The sequence below is a fragment of the Pseudomonas sp. FSL R10-0399 genome (assembly GCF_009600165.1).
In the GTDB taxonomy this organism is placed as follows: domain Bacteria; phylum Pseudomonadota; class Gammaproteobacteria; order Pseudomonadales; family Pseudomonadaceae; genus Aquipseudomonas; species Aquipseudomonas helleri.
Genome location: NZ_WIWK01000015.1, coordinates 16,953 through 30,838, shown reverse-complemented (window position 1 = coordinate 30,838; position 13,886 = coordinate 16,953). Strand labels below are relative to the sequence as shown.

The window sequence follows — 13,886 nt, the reverse complement described above, 5'->3', positions numbered from 1 at the left end:
TTTTAAACGATCAAAAGATCGCGAGGCAAGCTCGCTCCTACACGTTTGCGGACGCCGCACCACTGGTATGCATCTCGCCCCACTTCTGTGCACTGCACACCCCAACGCCTCTAACCTGCGGCACTCAACACACCCGCCTTACACACAAAAGCCCCGGATTACGGGGCTTTTGCGTCTATGCAAAGAAAATAACAGCCAAAAAACAAAACTGGCACGCGCCCTGCAATAACCCTGTTACCTAAGCAACACCGGTTTAGGGGACCTTGGTACAGGCAGGCCAGGACTCCCCACTTTTACACCGCAGCCTTGATGCCATCTGCATCAACGCGCACAACGCTTTTAGGGAACCTGGTACAGGCAGGCCGGGACTCCCTTCTTTTACACCGCAGCCTTGATGCCACCGGCATCAACGCGTTCAACGCTTTTGGGGATCCTGGTACAGGCAGGCCGGGACTCCCTCTTTTATTACTCTTGCAGGTTCACCTGCAGCCGCCAGCGCCCATCCTGCGGCGCACCGGCCCAGTCGCCCTTCAAGGCGCGGGCCGCAACCAGGGTCAACATCACGCCCGCATCGGTGCGACTCACCCGCCAGTTCACATCCCTACCGTTCACCTTAAGCTGGCCGTTTTGCGGCTGGGCCTTGGCCGCGAATAACAGCCCGAGGGTGCCGTCTACCCATTCGCCGTGCAGCTTGGGCTCGTGGTTAAACCACACCACCAACCCCTGCGGCTGGACCTCTATCTGCTGCAGCTCAGTCGGCTCAGGCATCGTCAAACGGCCGATCATCATCCCGACCATCACACCGACTATCGCTAAAGAACCTAAAACCCTTGGCCATAGTTTCGGCCTTGGGTCCTCTTCAGGCGTAGAATGCTGCCCATCTTTATATTCGGAGCCGTGCATGTTTCACGTCATCCTTTTTCAACCAGAAATTCCGCCGAATACCGGCAACATTATCAGGCTCTGCGCCAACAGCGGCTGCCACCTGCACTTGATCGAGCCTATCGGTTTTGAGCTGGACGACAAGCGCCTGCGCCGGGCAGGCCTGGATTATCACGAATACGCGCCGCTCAAGCGCCATGCCGACCTGGCCAGTTGCCTGGAAAGCCTGGGCCATCCGCGCCTGTTCGCTTTTACCACCAAAGGCTCGCGGCCGTTCCACGATGTGCAGTTTGCTGAAGGCGATGCCTTTATCTTCGGCCCTGAAAGCCGTGGCCTGCCGCCTGAGGTGCTCGACGCGCAAGACAGCGATCACCGCCTGCGCCTGCCCATGCGCGAAGGCTGCCGCAGCTTGAACCTGTCCAACACCGTGGCTGTGGCCGTTTACGAAGCCTGGCGCCAGTTGGGGTTTAAGTAACCGCGGATACAACGTTACCCATAAAAAAAGCGCCATTCAGGCGCTTTTTTTATGGGCGGGGCGCTGTTTACTGAACAGTCGCGCTGCCTTCTTCTTGCATGCGCTGCAGCTCTTGGGCGTACAGAGCATCGAAGTTCACCGGAGCCAGCATCAACGCCGGGAACGAACCACGAACAACCAGGCTGTCCAGAGTTTCGCGGGCATACGGGAACAGCAGGTTCGGGCAGAACGCGCCCAGGGTGTGGCTCATCGAAGCTTGATCAAGGTTTTTGATCAGGAAGATGCCAGCCTGCTGAACTTCAGCAATAAACGCCACTTCTTCAGCGTTTTTCACGGTGACCGACAAGGTCAGAACCACTTCAAAGAAGTCGCCTTCCAGTGGCTTTTGGCGGGTGTTGAGGTCCAAAGCAACGCTCGGCTCCCACTGCTGACGGAAGATGGCCGGGCTTTTCGGCGCTTCAAACGACAGGTCACGTACGTAAATACGCTGCAGGGAGAATTGTGGAGCAGTGTCTTCGTCGCTAACAGCAGCGGTGTTCTGTTGGTCAGTCATCACAGATCCTTGATCATCTTGGGGCTTTAGAGAATGAGAGTCAGACGTTCAGCAGCGCATCCAATTTACCTGCGCGTTCGAGCGCAAACAGGTCATCGCATCCACCCACATGCCGGTCGCCGATCCAGATTTGCGGAACGGAAGTACGACCTGCCTTTTGGGTCATTTCTGCACGAACTTGAGGCTTGCCGTCGACTTTGATTTCTTCGAAGGCAATACCCTTTTTCTCCAGCAAAGCCTTGGCTCGCATGCAGTAAGGGCAATAGTCGCTGGAATATACGATGACCTTGGACATAGTTACTTCACCACTGGGAGGTTATCTGCACGCCAGGTCGCAATACCACCGGACAGCTTGGCGGCGTTGTAGCCGGCCTTGAGCAGTTCGCGGGCGTGCGTGCCGGAGTGTTGACCAGCCGCATCCACCAGGATCAGGGTCTTGCCCTTGTGCTTGTCCAGTTCGGCAATGCGCGCCATCAGTTTGTCTTGCGGAATGTTCAGCGCACCCACAATGTGGCCGGCAGCAAAGTCTTTGGCCGGGCGAATATCAATCACCACGCCTTCGTCGCGATTGACCAGGCCGGTCAGTTCGCCGGTGCTGACGCTGCGGCCGCCGCGGCTCACCTCATGGGCGATCAACAACGCCAACAAGATGACAAACGCGCCTACAAGCAGGTAGTGAGAAGTGGCAAATGCAATCAGGTGATCAACCATCAGAAGGTTCCAGGGCGTGAAAATGTGGGCCAGTATACACAGGCACCATGGCCCGCCAAACCCCGCCCGGCGGTGACGCCACATGAACTTCGCTTTAAACTGCGCATCTTCTTGATACTTCTATTAACCACGCCACGAGTGGGATCTATGACTACCACGCCTAAACCTCTGATCCTGATCATCCTGGATGGCTTCGGTCACAGTGAAAGTCACGATTACAACGCCGTCTATTCAGCCAAAAAACCTGTGCTTGATCGCCTTACCGCCAGCATGCCAAACGGCCTAATCTCAGGTTCGGGCATGGATGTGGGGCTGCCGGACGGCCAAATGGGTAACTCCGAGGTCGGCCACATGAACCTCGGCGCCGGGCGCGTGGTTTATCAGGATTTCACCCGCGTCACCAAGTCGATCCGCGACGGCGAGTTCTTCGAGAACCCGACCATTTGCGCAGCGGTAGACAAAGCCGTTGGCGCGGGCAAGGCCGTGCACATCATGGGCCTGCTGTCGGATGGCGGTGTTCACAGCCATCAGGACCACTTGATCGCGATGGCCGAGCTGGCCGTTAAACGCGGCGCTGAAAAAATCTACCTGCACGCCTTCCTGGATGGCCGCGACACGCCGCCTAAAAGCGCTGCATCGTCGATCGAGCTGCTGGACGAGGCCTTCAAAACCCTCGGCAAAGGCCGTATCGCCAGCCTGATTGGCCGTTACTTCGCCATGGACCGCGACAACCGTTGGGACCGTGTGGCGCAAGCCTATAACCTGATCGTCGACGGCAAAGGTGAGTTCAACGCTGCCACCGCGCAAGAAGGCCTTGAAGCCGCGTACGCCCGCGGCGAAAGCGATGAGTTCGTCAAAGCCACCACCATTGGTGAGCCAGTGACCGTTGAAGACGGCGACGCCGTGGTCTTCATGAACTTCCGTGCCGACCGCGCCCGTGAGCTGACCCGCGTGTTTGTGGAAGACGGCTTCAAGGAATTCGAACGTGCACGCCAGCCGAAACTGGCCGGCTTCGTCATGCTGACCCAATACGCGGCCAGCATCCCGGCACCGAGCGCTTTCGCACCGGGCAGCCTGGAAAACGTGCTCGGCGATTACCTGGCAAAAAACGGCAAGACCCAGTTGCGCATTGCCGAAACCGAAAAATACGCCCACGTGACGTTCTTCTTCTCGGGCGGCCGCGAAGAGCCGTTCCCGGGTGAAGAGCGCATTTTGGTGCCGTCGCCGAAAGTCGCGACCTACGACCTGCAGCCAGAAATGAGCGCGCCTGAAGTCACCGACAAAATCGTCGATGCCATCGAGCACCAGCGTTACGACGTGATCGTGGTCAACTACGCCAACGGCGACATGGTCGGCCACAGCGGTGTGTTCGATGCCGCCGTCAAAGCCGTTGAATGCCTGGACGCCTGCGTGGGCCGTATCGTTGAAGCGCTGGACAAGGTGGGCGGCGAAGCGCTGATCACCGCTGACCACGGCAACGTTGAACAGATGGAAGACGAGTCTACTGGTCAGGCGCACACCGCCCACACCTGCGAACCCGTACCGTTCATCTACGTTGGCAAGCGTGCGCTTAAAGTCCGCGAAGGCGGTGTATTGGCTGACGTCGCACCGACCATGCTCAAGCTGCTGGGCCTGCCACAGCCCAAAGAAATGACCGGCACCAGCATCCTGGTCGACGCGTAAACGCCTTGTAGTCGCTGCCGCAGGCTGCGATGGGGCGCACAGCGGCCCTGCTTTATTGAAGGGCCTTCGGCCCTTATCGCAGCCTGCGGCAGCGACTACAACGTTCTGAGCACACCGGATTCAGGCCACAATTTCACCTTCATCCATTCCTTATAGACAACGTTGGCGGGCATACTAGGCCGTCCCGTTCCTCCAGGTGTCGCCCGCCCCATGCTTCGCGCCCTTATAGCTCTGACCCTCACATGCCTGCTCCAACCGGCGTTTGCCGACGAGCGCGCGCAAACTCAACAGCAGCTGGAAGCCACGCGTCAGGACATCGGCGAGCTGAAAAAGCTCCTCGGCAAGCTCCAGGAAGAAAAATCCGGAGCACAAAAAGACCTGCGCAGCACCGAAACTGAAATCGGCAAGCTGGAAAAGCAGGTGGAGGCCCTGCAACAAGAACTAAAAAAGAGTGAAGGCGAGTTGCTGCGCCTTGATAGTGAGAAGAAAAAACTCAACAGCGCAAAAGTTGAACAGCAACGTCTGATCGCCATTCAAGCCCGGGCCGCGTATCAAGGTGGCCGTCAGGAATACCTCAAACTGCTGCTTAACCAGCAGAACCCCGAGAAGTTCGCCCGAACGCTCACCTATTACGATTACCTGAGCCAGGCCCGTCTGGCCCAGCTCAAAGGGTTTAACGAAACCCTGCGCCAGTTGGCCAATGTCGAATCCGACATCAACACCCAACAGGCACAACTGCTGACACAAAAAAGCAGCCTGGACAGCCAGCGCGCCGAACTCGACAAAGTCCGCGCTGACCGCCAGCAAGTGCTGGCCAAGATCAACGCCGACGTCAAAAACCGCGATCAAAAGTTACAAGCTCGCGAGCAGGATCAGGCAGATCTGGCTAAAGTCCTCAAGACCATTGAAGAAACCCTCGCCCGTCAGGCCCGCGAAGCCGAAGAGGCGCGGCAAAAAGCCTTGATCGCGCAGCAAGAAGCCGAAAAGAAACGCCAGCGTGAGGCTGAATCGGTGGCTACCGACGCCCCGCGCAAAGTGGTCAAGTCCACCCCAGGTGCCTTGGTTTCAAGTGCGGGCGTCTCTTATGGCGGACCTTTTTCTCAGGCACGGGGCAAACTTCCTTGGCCGGTTGATGGTCGATTGCTTGCCCGCTTCGGTGAAAGCCGTGGCGATGACGCCCGTGCCAAGTGGGACGGGGTGATGATCAGCGCCAATGCGGGCACCCAGGTGCACGCGGTGCACGGCGGTCGGGTGGTGTTTGCCGACTGGCTACGCGGCGCCGGGCAACTGGTCATTCTGGACCACGGTAACGGTTACTTAAGCTTGTATGGCCACAATCAGACCCTGCTTAAGTCTGCTGGAGACATTGTAAAAGCTGGCGATGTGATCTCCACCGTGGGCAACAGCGGTGGGCAAGCCACACCAGCGCTGTACTTTGCTATTCGTCAGCAGGGCCGCCCCAGCGACCCTGCACAATGGTGCCGCACTCAAGGATGAGTGCCATCACCTTTAATACGTAGGAGTTCGTTCAACATGCCGCACTTGTCCCGCCTCAACTCGCTGGCCCTGACGATCGCTCTGGTGATTGGATCACCCCTGGTGTTTGCTGCCCAGCCAGTCGCCCAGCCTGCGGCCGCTGCCAGCGCCAAGGCACCGCTGCCGCTGGAAGAGCTGCGTACATTTGCCGAGGTCATGGACCGCATCAAGGCTGCGTATGTTGAACCGGTAGACGACAAGACCCTGCTGGAGAACGCCATCAAGGGCATGCTCAGCAACCTTGACCCGCACTCTGCGTATCTGGGCCCCGAAGACTTCGCCGAGCTGCAAGAAAGCACCAGCGGCGAGTTCGGCGGCCTGGGCATCGAAGTCGGTTCGGAAGACGGCAATATCAAAATCGTCTCGCCAATCGATGACACCCCCGCCAGCAAGGCCGGCATCCAGGCGGGCGACTTCATCGTCAAGATCAATGGCCAGCCTACCAACGGCCTGACCATGACCGAAGCCGTGGACAAAATGCGCGGCAAGGTCGGCCAGAAAATCACCCTGACCCTGGTCCGCAATGGCGGCGCGCCGTTCGACGTGACGCTGACCCGCGCCAATATCCAGGTCAAGAGCGTCAAGGCACAACTGCTCGAAGACGGCTACGGCTACATCCGCATTACCCAGTTCCAGGTCAAGACCGGCGAAGAAGTCGCCGCGGCGCTGGCCAAACTGCGCAAAGAAAACGGCAACAAGAAGCTCAAGGGCATCATCCTTGACCTGCGTAACAACCCGGGCGGCGTGCTGCAATCGGCCGTTGAAGTGGTCGACCACTTCATCAAAAAAGGCCTGATCGTGTACACCAAAGGCCGCCTGCCAAACTCCGAACTGCGCTTCTCGGCCACCGGCAAAGACTTGAGCGAAGCGGTGCCGCTGGTAGTGCTGATCAACGGCGGCAGCGCTTCGGCATCCGAAATCGTCGCCGGCGCCCTGCAGGATCAAAAGCGTGGCGTGGTCATGGGCACGCCAAGCTTCGGCAAAGGCTCGGTGCAGACCGTCTTGCCACTGAACAACGACCGCGCACTGAAAATTACTACCGCGCTGTACTACACCCCGAACGGGCGCTCGATTCAGGCCCAGGGCATCGTGCCGGACATCGAAGTCAACCGCGCCAAGATCACCCGCGAGCAAGACAACGAGTACTACAAAGAGGCAGACCTGCAAGGTCACCTCGGCAACGGCAACGGCGGTGCAGACAAACCGACCGGCTCCGGCACCAAAGCCAAACCCATGCCGCAAGACGATGACTACCAGTTGAGCCAGGCCTTGAGCCTGCTCAAAGGCTTGAGCATCACGCGCGGCAATTAACGGTGCGCTTCTGGTCTGTCATCGCCCTGCTCTGCTGCCTGAGCGGCGCCGCCAACGCGGCGCCTGCCAGCAACCCCGAGGCACCGCGCAAGGCTTACCTGACCCTGATCATCGACGACCTGGGGCAAAACCTGCCCCGTGATCGGCGTGTTCTGGCCTTTCCGGGGCCGGTGACCACGGCAATCATGCCCGACACCCCGCACGCCGCTGAATTTGCCCGCGAGGCGCACAAGGCGGGCAAAATCGTCATTCTGCACATGCCAATGGACCCGGCCACGGGGCCGTTTGCCTGGCACCCTGACCTGCCTCTGGAGGAACTGGCCAAACGCCTGGATGCGGCATTCAAAGCCGTGCCCTACACCAGCGGCATCAACAACCATGAAGGCAGCCGCATGACCGCTCAGCCGCAGGCGATGGCCTGGTTGATGGGCGAGTTGCAACAGCGGCACAAATTCTTCGTCGACAGCCGCACCAGCGCCAAAACGGTTGCCGCGGCCGAGGCGCAAAAGATCGGCCTGGCCAGCGTGTCGCGGGACGTGTTCCTGGACAATGTGCGCACCGAAGACGCCATCACCCAGCAGCTTAATACCGCGATCAAACACGCACGCAGCCACGGCTCGGTGGTCATGATCGGCCACCCCTACCCACAAACCCTAGCCGTACTCGAACGCGAACTGCCCACGCTCAAAGCCCAGGGCATCGACTGGATCGACATCAAACAAATGATCGGCGTGCGCAGCAATCAGGCGATGGACGCGCATGGCAAAAATGGGATTTATCGCTAAAAGACCCCTGTAGGAGCGAGCTTGCCTCGCGATCTTTTAAACGATCAAAAGATCGCGAGGCAGAAGTTGGGTCAGAGGTAGCGGGCGCGGATTTTGTCCAGCACACCTTCAGCCTTGAGCTGATCCAGCGCGGCCTGCAATTTGCTGACCACGGCATCGGGCACTTGCTTGTTCAACGCCAGAAACAGCTCAGCCTGATTAAACCGCAGCACCGTCTTGAACCCTGAAATACCCACTTGCCGGGCCAAAAACTGCCCCGCCGGATCACCCGTGGCCCACAGGTCGATGTGACCGGCCTGCAGCTTTCTGGCGTTGTCCTGATCGCGTAACACAATCACCGGCGCGTAGCCCTGCTTCTCCAGGAACATGGCGATCACATCGTCCTTGTAAGCGCCTATTCGATAGGCCCGCGCTTGCTCAAGCGTGGTCAGTTGAATAGGGCTATTGGCCCGCGCCAGCAGCACCCAGTCGTCCGGGCCTAGCGGGCCGACCCACTTGAACAGGTGTTCACGCTCAGGCACCCGCGCCGTCACAAACACGCCGTAATTGGGGTTATCCATCGCCAGGTTGTAGATACGCTGCCATGGGAAGCGCAAGGTCATGCTGTAGTCGACGCCTGCACGCTCGAACGTTTCACGCAGAATATCGACGGCAATGCCTTCAAGATTCTGGTTCTGCGCAAAGTTCTTGCCGTTTTTGGCCATGTTGTAAGGCGGGAAATTTTCAGTCAGCAGCACCAGCGATGGCCGCTCGGCCGGGGCCGCAAACACACTACTCACCAGCAACATCGTGCAACTGGCAAGCAAGAGACAAAGACGCTTAAACATAACGTTTACCCAAATCCATGGTGTGCAAAGAGTGCCGTGGGCTTGCCATGCTGTCCAGTAGCCTTTGGACGTGAGGCCGGATTGGGTAAAACGATGAAGCATCAGCGCCCATTGCGGGCGCTGAAGGGCCAGGCTGTTAGCGCACCACAATCCCACGCTCGGCCATATAGGCCTTGGCCTCAGGCACGGTGTATTCGCCGAAGTGGAAAATACTGGCGGCCAGCACGGCACTGGCGTGGCCTTCCAGAATGCCATCGGCCAAATGCTGCAGGTTGCCGACGCCCCCGGAGGCGATGACCGGAATGCCCAACGCGTCGCTGATGGCACGGGTCACACCCAGGTCGAAACCGCTTTTCATGCCGTCCTGATCCATGCTGGTCAGCAGGATCTCACCGGCGCCCAAGCCTTCCATCTTCATCGCCCACTCGACCGCGTCGAGCCCGGTCGGCTTGCGCCCGCCGTGGGTGAAGATTTCCCAACGCGGGGTTTCACCCGGCTGCGAGACTTTTTTCGCATCAATGGCGACCACGATGCACTGCGAGCCGAAATGCTGCGCGGCTTCGCCCACAAACTCCGGGTTGAACACCGCCGCCGTGTTGATCGACACCTTGTCGGCACCGGCATTGAGCAGGTTGCGAATGTCTTGAATGCAGCGCACGCCGCCGCCCACGGTCAGCGGGATAAATACCTGGCTGGCCATGCGCTCAACGGTATGCAGCGTGGTGTCGCGGCCATCGACGCTGGCGGTGATGTCGAGAAAGGTAATCTCGTCAGCCCCTTGCTCGTCATAGCGACGGGCGATCTCGACCGGGTCACCCGCATCGCGGATGTTCTCAAATTTAACGCCCTTCACAACCCGGCCGTTATCCACGTCCAGGCAAGGGATGATGCGTTTGGCCAGCGCCATGCGGTTCTCCTCAGCCCTTGTAGCTGTCGCAGAAGGCTTGCGCTTCGGCGACATTCAGGGTGCCTTCGTAGATCGCGCGGCCAGTGATGGCGCCCACGATGCCCGGCGCCTTGGCGTCCAGCAGGGCTTTGATATCGCCCAGGTTGTGGATACCGCCCGACGCGATCACCGGGATGCTCGTGGCCGCGGCCAAGGCTGCGGTGAATTCCACGTTGCAGCCCTGCATCATGCCGTCTTTGGCGATGTCGGTATAAACGATGGCCGACACGCCGTCGGCTTCAAAGCGCTTGGCCAGGTCGATGACCTGCACGTTGCTGACTTCAGCCCAGCCGTCAGTGGCCACGAAGCCATTTTGCGCATCCATGCCGACAATGATTTTGCCGGGGAAGGCACGGCACGCTTCAGCCACGAACTCGGGGTTCTTCACCGCTTTGGTGCCCAGAATCACGTAGCTCACGCCCGCCTTGACGTAGTGCTCGATGGTCTCCAGCGAGCGAATGCCGCCGCCAATCTGGATCGGCAGGTGCGGGTAACGCTTGGCGATGGCAGTCACCACCTCACCGTTGACCGGCTGGCCTTCAAAGGCGCCGTTCAGGTCAACCAGATGCAGACGACGGCAACCGCCTTCTACCCATTTGGCGGCCATGCTCACCGGGTCATCGGAGAACACCGTGGAATCTTCCATACGGCCTTGGCGCAGACGTACACAGGCACCGTCTTTAAGATCGATAGCGGGGATAATCAGCATCTGGCAAACCTTCAAATTCGGGAGTCAGTGACTCGAAAATCAATTCTTTTCAAGTGCCCACAGGTCGCTTTCGATGCTCTCGAACCTCTCTTTGAGGTGCGTCTGCACATCGAAAATCGCGCGATTGTAGTAATGCGGCGCGATTTCGCGAGTGAACAGCTCAAGGATTTCAGCCGCTTCAAACGAACCCAGGTCCAGTTCGAAGCGGTCTTCCATAAAGCGTTTAATTTTGCTGGTGGCTTCGCTCTCTTGCTCTGGGGTGAGCGTGAGAATCGGCAGCTTCGGCTTGCGCGGCGCCATTACCAGCGGCCGTCCCAGGCGACGAAGTTTTCCAGCAACTGCAAGCCGTGGGTGTGGCTCTTCTCGGGGTGGAACTGCACAGCAAAACGCGAGCCTTCGGCCAGCGCAGCCGCGAAGTCGACGCCGTAATGCCCGCCACCGACCACCTGGCGAGGGTTGCCCGCCGCGATGTAGTAGCTGTGCACAAAGTAGAAGCGCGCCAGGTCCGGAATGCTGTGCCACAGCGGGTGATCGACCTTCTGCTGCACTTCGTTCCAGCCCATGTGCGGCACCTTGAGGTGCTCGCCCTCTTCATGCAGGTCTTTGCCGAAAAACTTCACCTGGCCCGGGAACAGGCCGATGCAGTCCACACCGCCGTTCTCTTCGCTGCTGTCGAGCAGGGCTTGCATGCCCACGCAAATACCCAGGAAAGGACGGTCCTGGCTGACTTCACGCACCAGCGAGTCGAAACCCAAACGGCGGATTTCAGCCATGCAGTCGCGAATCGCGCCCACACCCGGAAACACCACGCGGTCGGCTTCGCGAATCACGTTGGCATCGCTGGTGATCAACACCCGACCGGCGCCCACGTGCTCCAGCGCCTTGGCCACCGAGTGCAAGTTACCCATGCCGTAATCGATAACCGCCACTGTCTGCATCAGAGTACGCCCTTGGTCGATGGCATTTGCCCGGCCATACGCTCATCGAGCGTGATCGCCATGCGCAGTGCGCGGCCGAAAGCCTTGAACACGGTTTCGATCTGGTGGTGGGTGTTGGTGCCGCGCAGGTTGTCGATGTGCAGCGTCACGTTGGCGTGGTTCACAAAGCCCTGGAAGAACTCTTGAAACAGGTCAACGTCGAAACCGCCGACGGTGGCGCGGGTGTACGGAACATGCATTTGCAGGCCAGGACGGCCCGAAAAGTCGATGACCACGCGCGACAGCGCTTCATCCAGCGGGACATAAGCGTGACCGTAGCGGGTCATGCCTTTTTTGTCGCCGACCGCTTGGTTGAAGGCTTTACCCAGGGTAATGCCAACGTCCTCGACGGTATGGTGATCGTCGATATGCAGGTCGCCTTTGCACTCGATGTCCAGGTCGATCAGCCCATGCCGGGCGATCTGGTCGAGCATGTGCTCAAGAAAAGGCACACCGATATCAAATCGGGCCTTACCGGTACCATCCAAGTTGATCGAGGCTTTGATCTGGGTTTCCAGAGTATCGCGCTCGACTGACGCCTTACGTTCGGCCATCACCAGCTCCGCAAAATCATTGGGCGAAAAAGGTGTCCATTATAGGCACGGGTCAGGCAAACAGAAACATGGAAGGGGATGAGCGTACGCAAAACACTGTAGGAGCGAGCTTGCCTCGCGATCTTTTGATCTTTAAAGATCGCGAGGCAAGCTCGCTCCTACAGATTAACCACGGATTTTAGTGAAACAGCACCGCTGTTTTCTGCACCGTGACCCACACGCCCCACAACAGGGGAATGCCCACCGCCAACCACGCGGCAATGGTCAAGGGACGGCTGCCCGGCGCGGCTTTCCATTCCAGCGAGGTCGTCGTATCGGCGCCTTTGTCATGCCCCAGCGCTTGTTCAGCCGCCAGTTGCGCGTCGGTCATGAAGTACTTGTCAGCCACCGGGCGCACCAGCAGGTTGCAGATAAAGCCCAGCACCAGCAGGCCTGCCAAGATGTACAAGGTGATGTCATAGGCCGCCGCGCGTGGCACACCGATGCTCAACTGGTACTCGCGCAGGTAGTTGACCAATACCGGCCCCAACACACCCGCCGCCGCCCAGGCGGTCAGCAAGCGACCGTGAATGGCCCCGACCATTTGCGTGCCGAACAAGTCCGCCAAGTAAGCCGGCACCGTGGCAAAACCACCGCCGTACATCGACAAGATGATGCAGAACGCCGCCACAAACAGTGACACGTTGCCCAGATGCCCCAGGTTGGGAACCATCGCGTACAGCGCAAAGCCCAGCGCGAAGAACACAAAATAGGTGTTTTTACGCCCCAGGTAGTCCGAGAACGATGCCCAAAAGAATCGCCCGCCAATGTTGAACAAGCTCAACAAGCCGGTGAACCCGGCCGCGATGGCCGCGATCTGGCCCAGTTGCGCAGCGTCCAGCTGGCTGAACGACAGGTCGTTGCCCAGCAACTTGCCGGCGAACACCTCCTGCAACAACGGCGAAGCCATGCCCAGAATGCCGATACCGGCCGACACGTTCAGGCACAACACCAGCCACACCAAAGCAAACTGCGGTGTTTTCCAGGCCACGCTCACGTGCACATGGCGCTTGGTGATCATCGAGTTGGCCACCTTGTTCGGCGAAGGCGTCCAGCCTGCGGGCTTCCAGCCGGTCGGCGGCACGCGGTAGGACAAGGCGCCACCGATCATGAACACGAAGTAAATCGCCGCCATCGCCACAAAGCTCTGCCACACGCCCACGCCATCCGGACCGGCAAAATGCCCCATCAGCGCTGTCGCCAACGGCGCGCCTACCATGGCCCCGCCGCCGAAGCCCATGATCGCCATGCCGGTGGCCATGCCGCGTTTGTCCGGGAACCACTTGATCAGCGTCGACACGGGCGAGATGTAACCCAGGCCCAGGCCGATACCGCCGATTACCCCCGAACCCAGCCACATCAGCCAGATCTGGTGGGTATAAATGCCCAGCGCCGAAATCAGCAAGCCGCCGCACCAGCACAATGCCGATACAACACCCGCCTTGCGTGGCCCGGCATGTTCCAGCCAACCGCCCCACACCGCTGCCGAGCAGCCCAGAAAGATGAAGAACAAGGTGTAGATCCAGCCGAGCATCGAGATCGGCCAGTCGCATTGCGATGAGAACACCTGCGCGATAAAACTCATGTCCGGCGCGCAAGCAACCGCTTGGGTGATGCCGACCGCTTTGGACAATGGCAGCCAAAACACGGAAAAACCGTAGGCCATGCCGATGCACAAGTGAATGGCCAACGCGGCGGGCGGTACCAGCCAGCGGTTGAAGCCGGGTTTTGCGATAATGCGTTCTTTGGACAAAAACGCAGGTGGCGAGGCAGGGCTGCCCGCGACAGTACTGGTTGTCATTGTTATCTCCCCCATGGATGGAATGTTCCCCAAGTACGCTCAACCCCCGACTTTGGCGCCTGTATAGCGCACAGCCGTTTTGTAGGATTGAGATCAA

16 protein-coding genes are annotated in these 13,886 nt (G+C 59.2%); 5 read left to right on the top strand and 11 right to left on the bottom strand.

The window, feature by feature from the left end; translation table 11 throughout:
• Positions 1-465: 465 nt before the first annotated feature.
• The gene (locus GHO41_RS06760; protein WP_153374007.1) at positions 466-903 is read right to left on the bottom strand and encodes a hypothetical protein; all 438 of its coding nucleotides are present in this window, start codon (positions 901-903) and stop codon (positions 466-468) included.
• Between GHO41_RS06760 and trmL the strand changes: the two genes are divergently transcribed.
• Positions 902-1,357, top strand: coding sequence for a tRNA (uridine(34)/cytosine(34)/5-carboxymethylaminomethyluridine(34)-2'-O)-methyltransferase TrmL (gene trmL, locus GHO41_RS06755; protein ID WP_048366782.1), 456 nt, complete (start codon positions 902-904; stop codon positions 1,355-1,357). The genes GHO41_RS06760 and trmL overlap by 2 nt on opposite strands.
• Positions 1,358-1,424: 67 nt before the next feature.
• On the opposite strand, the gene secB is transcribed toward trmL, so the two are convergent.
• Genes secB through GHO41_RS06740 form a run of 3 tightly spaced genes read right to left on the bottom strand, consistent with a single transcriptional unit; the run spans position 1,425 to position 2,621 of the window.
• Positions 1,425-1,910, bottom strand: coding sequence for a protein-export chaperone SecB (gene secB, locus GHO41_RS06750; protein ID WP_048366783.1), 486 nt, complete (start codon positions 1,908-1,910; stop codon positions 1,425-1,427).
• 40 nt (positions 1,911-1,950) lie between these two features.
• Positions 1,951-2,205 (bottom strand): glutaredoxin 3, encoded by a 255-nt coding sequence (grxC, locus tag GHO41_RS06745; protein ID WP_153433226.1) that lies wholly within the window; start codon positions 2,203-2,205, stop codon positions 1,951-1,953.
• A gap of 2 nt (positions 2,206-2,207) precedes the next feature.
• Positions 2,208-2,621 (bottom strand): rhodanese-like domain-containing protein, encoded by a 414-nt coding sequence (locus GHO41_RS06740; RefSeq protein ID WP_048366785.1) that lies wholly within the window; start codon positions 2,619-2,621, stop codon positions 2,208-2,210.
• 147 nt (positions 2,622-2,768) lie between these two features.
• On the opposite strand from GHO41_RS06740, the gene gpmI reads away from it, so the two are divergent.
• From gpmI to GHO41_RS06720, 4 genes are all read left to right on the top strand, one after another.
• A complete protein-coding gene (gene gpmI, locus GHO41_RS06735) occupies positions 2,769-4,304 on the top strand; it encodes a 2,3-bisphosphoglycerate-independent phosphoglycerate mutase (protein ID WP_153328082.1) in 1,536 nt (511 codons plus the stop codon).
• Between the two features lie 210 nt (positions 4,305-4,514).
• Entirely contained in the window at positions 4,515-5,801 is a 1,287-nt protein-coding gene (locus GHO41_RS06730; RefSeq protein ID WP_048366787.1) for a murein hydrolase activator EnvC, read from the top strand.
• 36 nt (positions 5,802-5,837) lie between these two features.
• A complete protein-coding gene (locus tag GHO41_RS06725; RefSeq protein ID WP_153433225.1) occupies positions 5,838-7,151 on the top strand; it encodes a S41 family peptidase in 1,314 nt (437 codons plus the stop codon).
• Between the two features lie 2 nt (positions 7,152-7,153).
• A complete protein-coding gene (locus GHO41_RS06720; protein ID WP_371928860.1) occupies positions 7,154-7,936 on the top strand; it encodes a divergent polysaccharide deacetylase family protein in 783 nt (260 codons plus the stop codon).
• A 71-nt stretch (positions 7,937-8,007) separates the two neighbouring features.
• Here the strand turns inward: GHO41_RS06720 and GHO41_RS06715 are convergent, their stop codons facing one another.
• From GHO41_RS06715 to GHO41_RS06685, 7 genes are all read right to left on the bottom strand, one after another.
• A complete protein-coding gene (locus GHO41_RS06715) occupies positions 8,008-8,763 on the bottom strand; it encodes an ABC transporter substrate-binding protein (RefSeq protein WP_153433224.1) in 756 nt (251 codons plus the stop codon).
• A 136-nt stretch (positions 8,764-8,899) separates the two neighbouring features.
• On the bottom strand, positions 8,900-9,670 hold the full coding sequence (gene hisF / locus GHO41_RS06710) for an imidazole glycerol phosphate synthase subunit HisF (RefSeq protein WP_048388931.1): 771 nt from the start codon (positions 9,668-9,670) through the stop codon (positions 8,900-8,902).
• Between the two features lie 10 nt (positions 9,671-9,680).
• On the bottom strand, positions 9,681-10,418 hold the full coding sequence (gene hisA, locus GHO41_RS06705; RefSeq protein WP_153433223.1) for a 1-(5-phosphoribosyl)-5-[(5-phosphoribosylamino)methylideneamino]imidazole-4-carboxamide isomerase: 738 nt from the start codon (positions 10,416-10,418) through the stop codon (positions 9,681-9,683).
• Between the two features lie 39 nt (positions 10,419-10,457).
• The gene (locus GHO41_RS06700; RefSeq protein WP_048366793.1) at positions 10,458-10,718 is read right to left on the bottom strand and encodes a DUF2164 domain-containing protein; all 261 of its coding nucleotides are present in this window, start codon (positions 10,716-10,718) and stop codon (positions 10,458-10,460) included.
• Positions 10,718-11,356: an imidazole glycerol phosphate synthase subunit HisH gene (gene hisH / locus GHO41_RS06695; protein WP_153433222.1), complete on the bottom strand. Its 639-nt coding sequence runs from the start codon at positions 11,354-11,356 to the stop codon at positions 10,718-10,720. The genes GHO41_RS06700 and hisH overlap by 1 nt, the downstream gene beginning before the upstream one ends.
• A complete protein-coding gene (gene hisB, locus GHO41_RS06690; protein WP_048366795.1) occupies positions 11,356-11,949 on the bottom strand; it encodes an imidazoleglycerol-phosphate dehydratase HisB in 594 nt (197 codons plus the stop codon). The genes hisH and hisB overlap by 1 nt, the downstream gene beginning before the upstream one ends.
• A gap of 178 nt (positions 11,950-12,127) precedes the next feature.
• Positions 12,128-13,789, bottom strand: coding sequence for an OFA family MFS transporter (locus GHO41_RS06685; protein ID WP_153333317.1), 1,662 nt, complete (start codon positions 13,787-13,789; stop codon positions 12,128-12,130).
• Positions 13,790-13,886 lie beyond the last annotated feature (97 nt).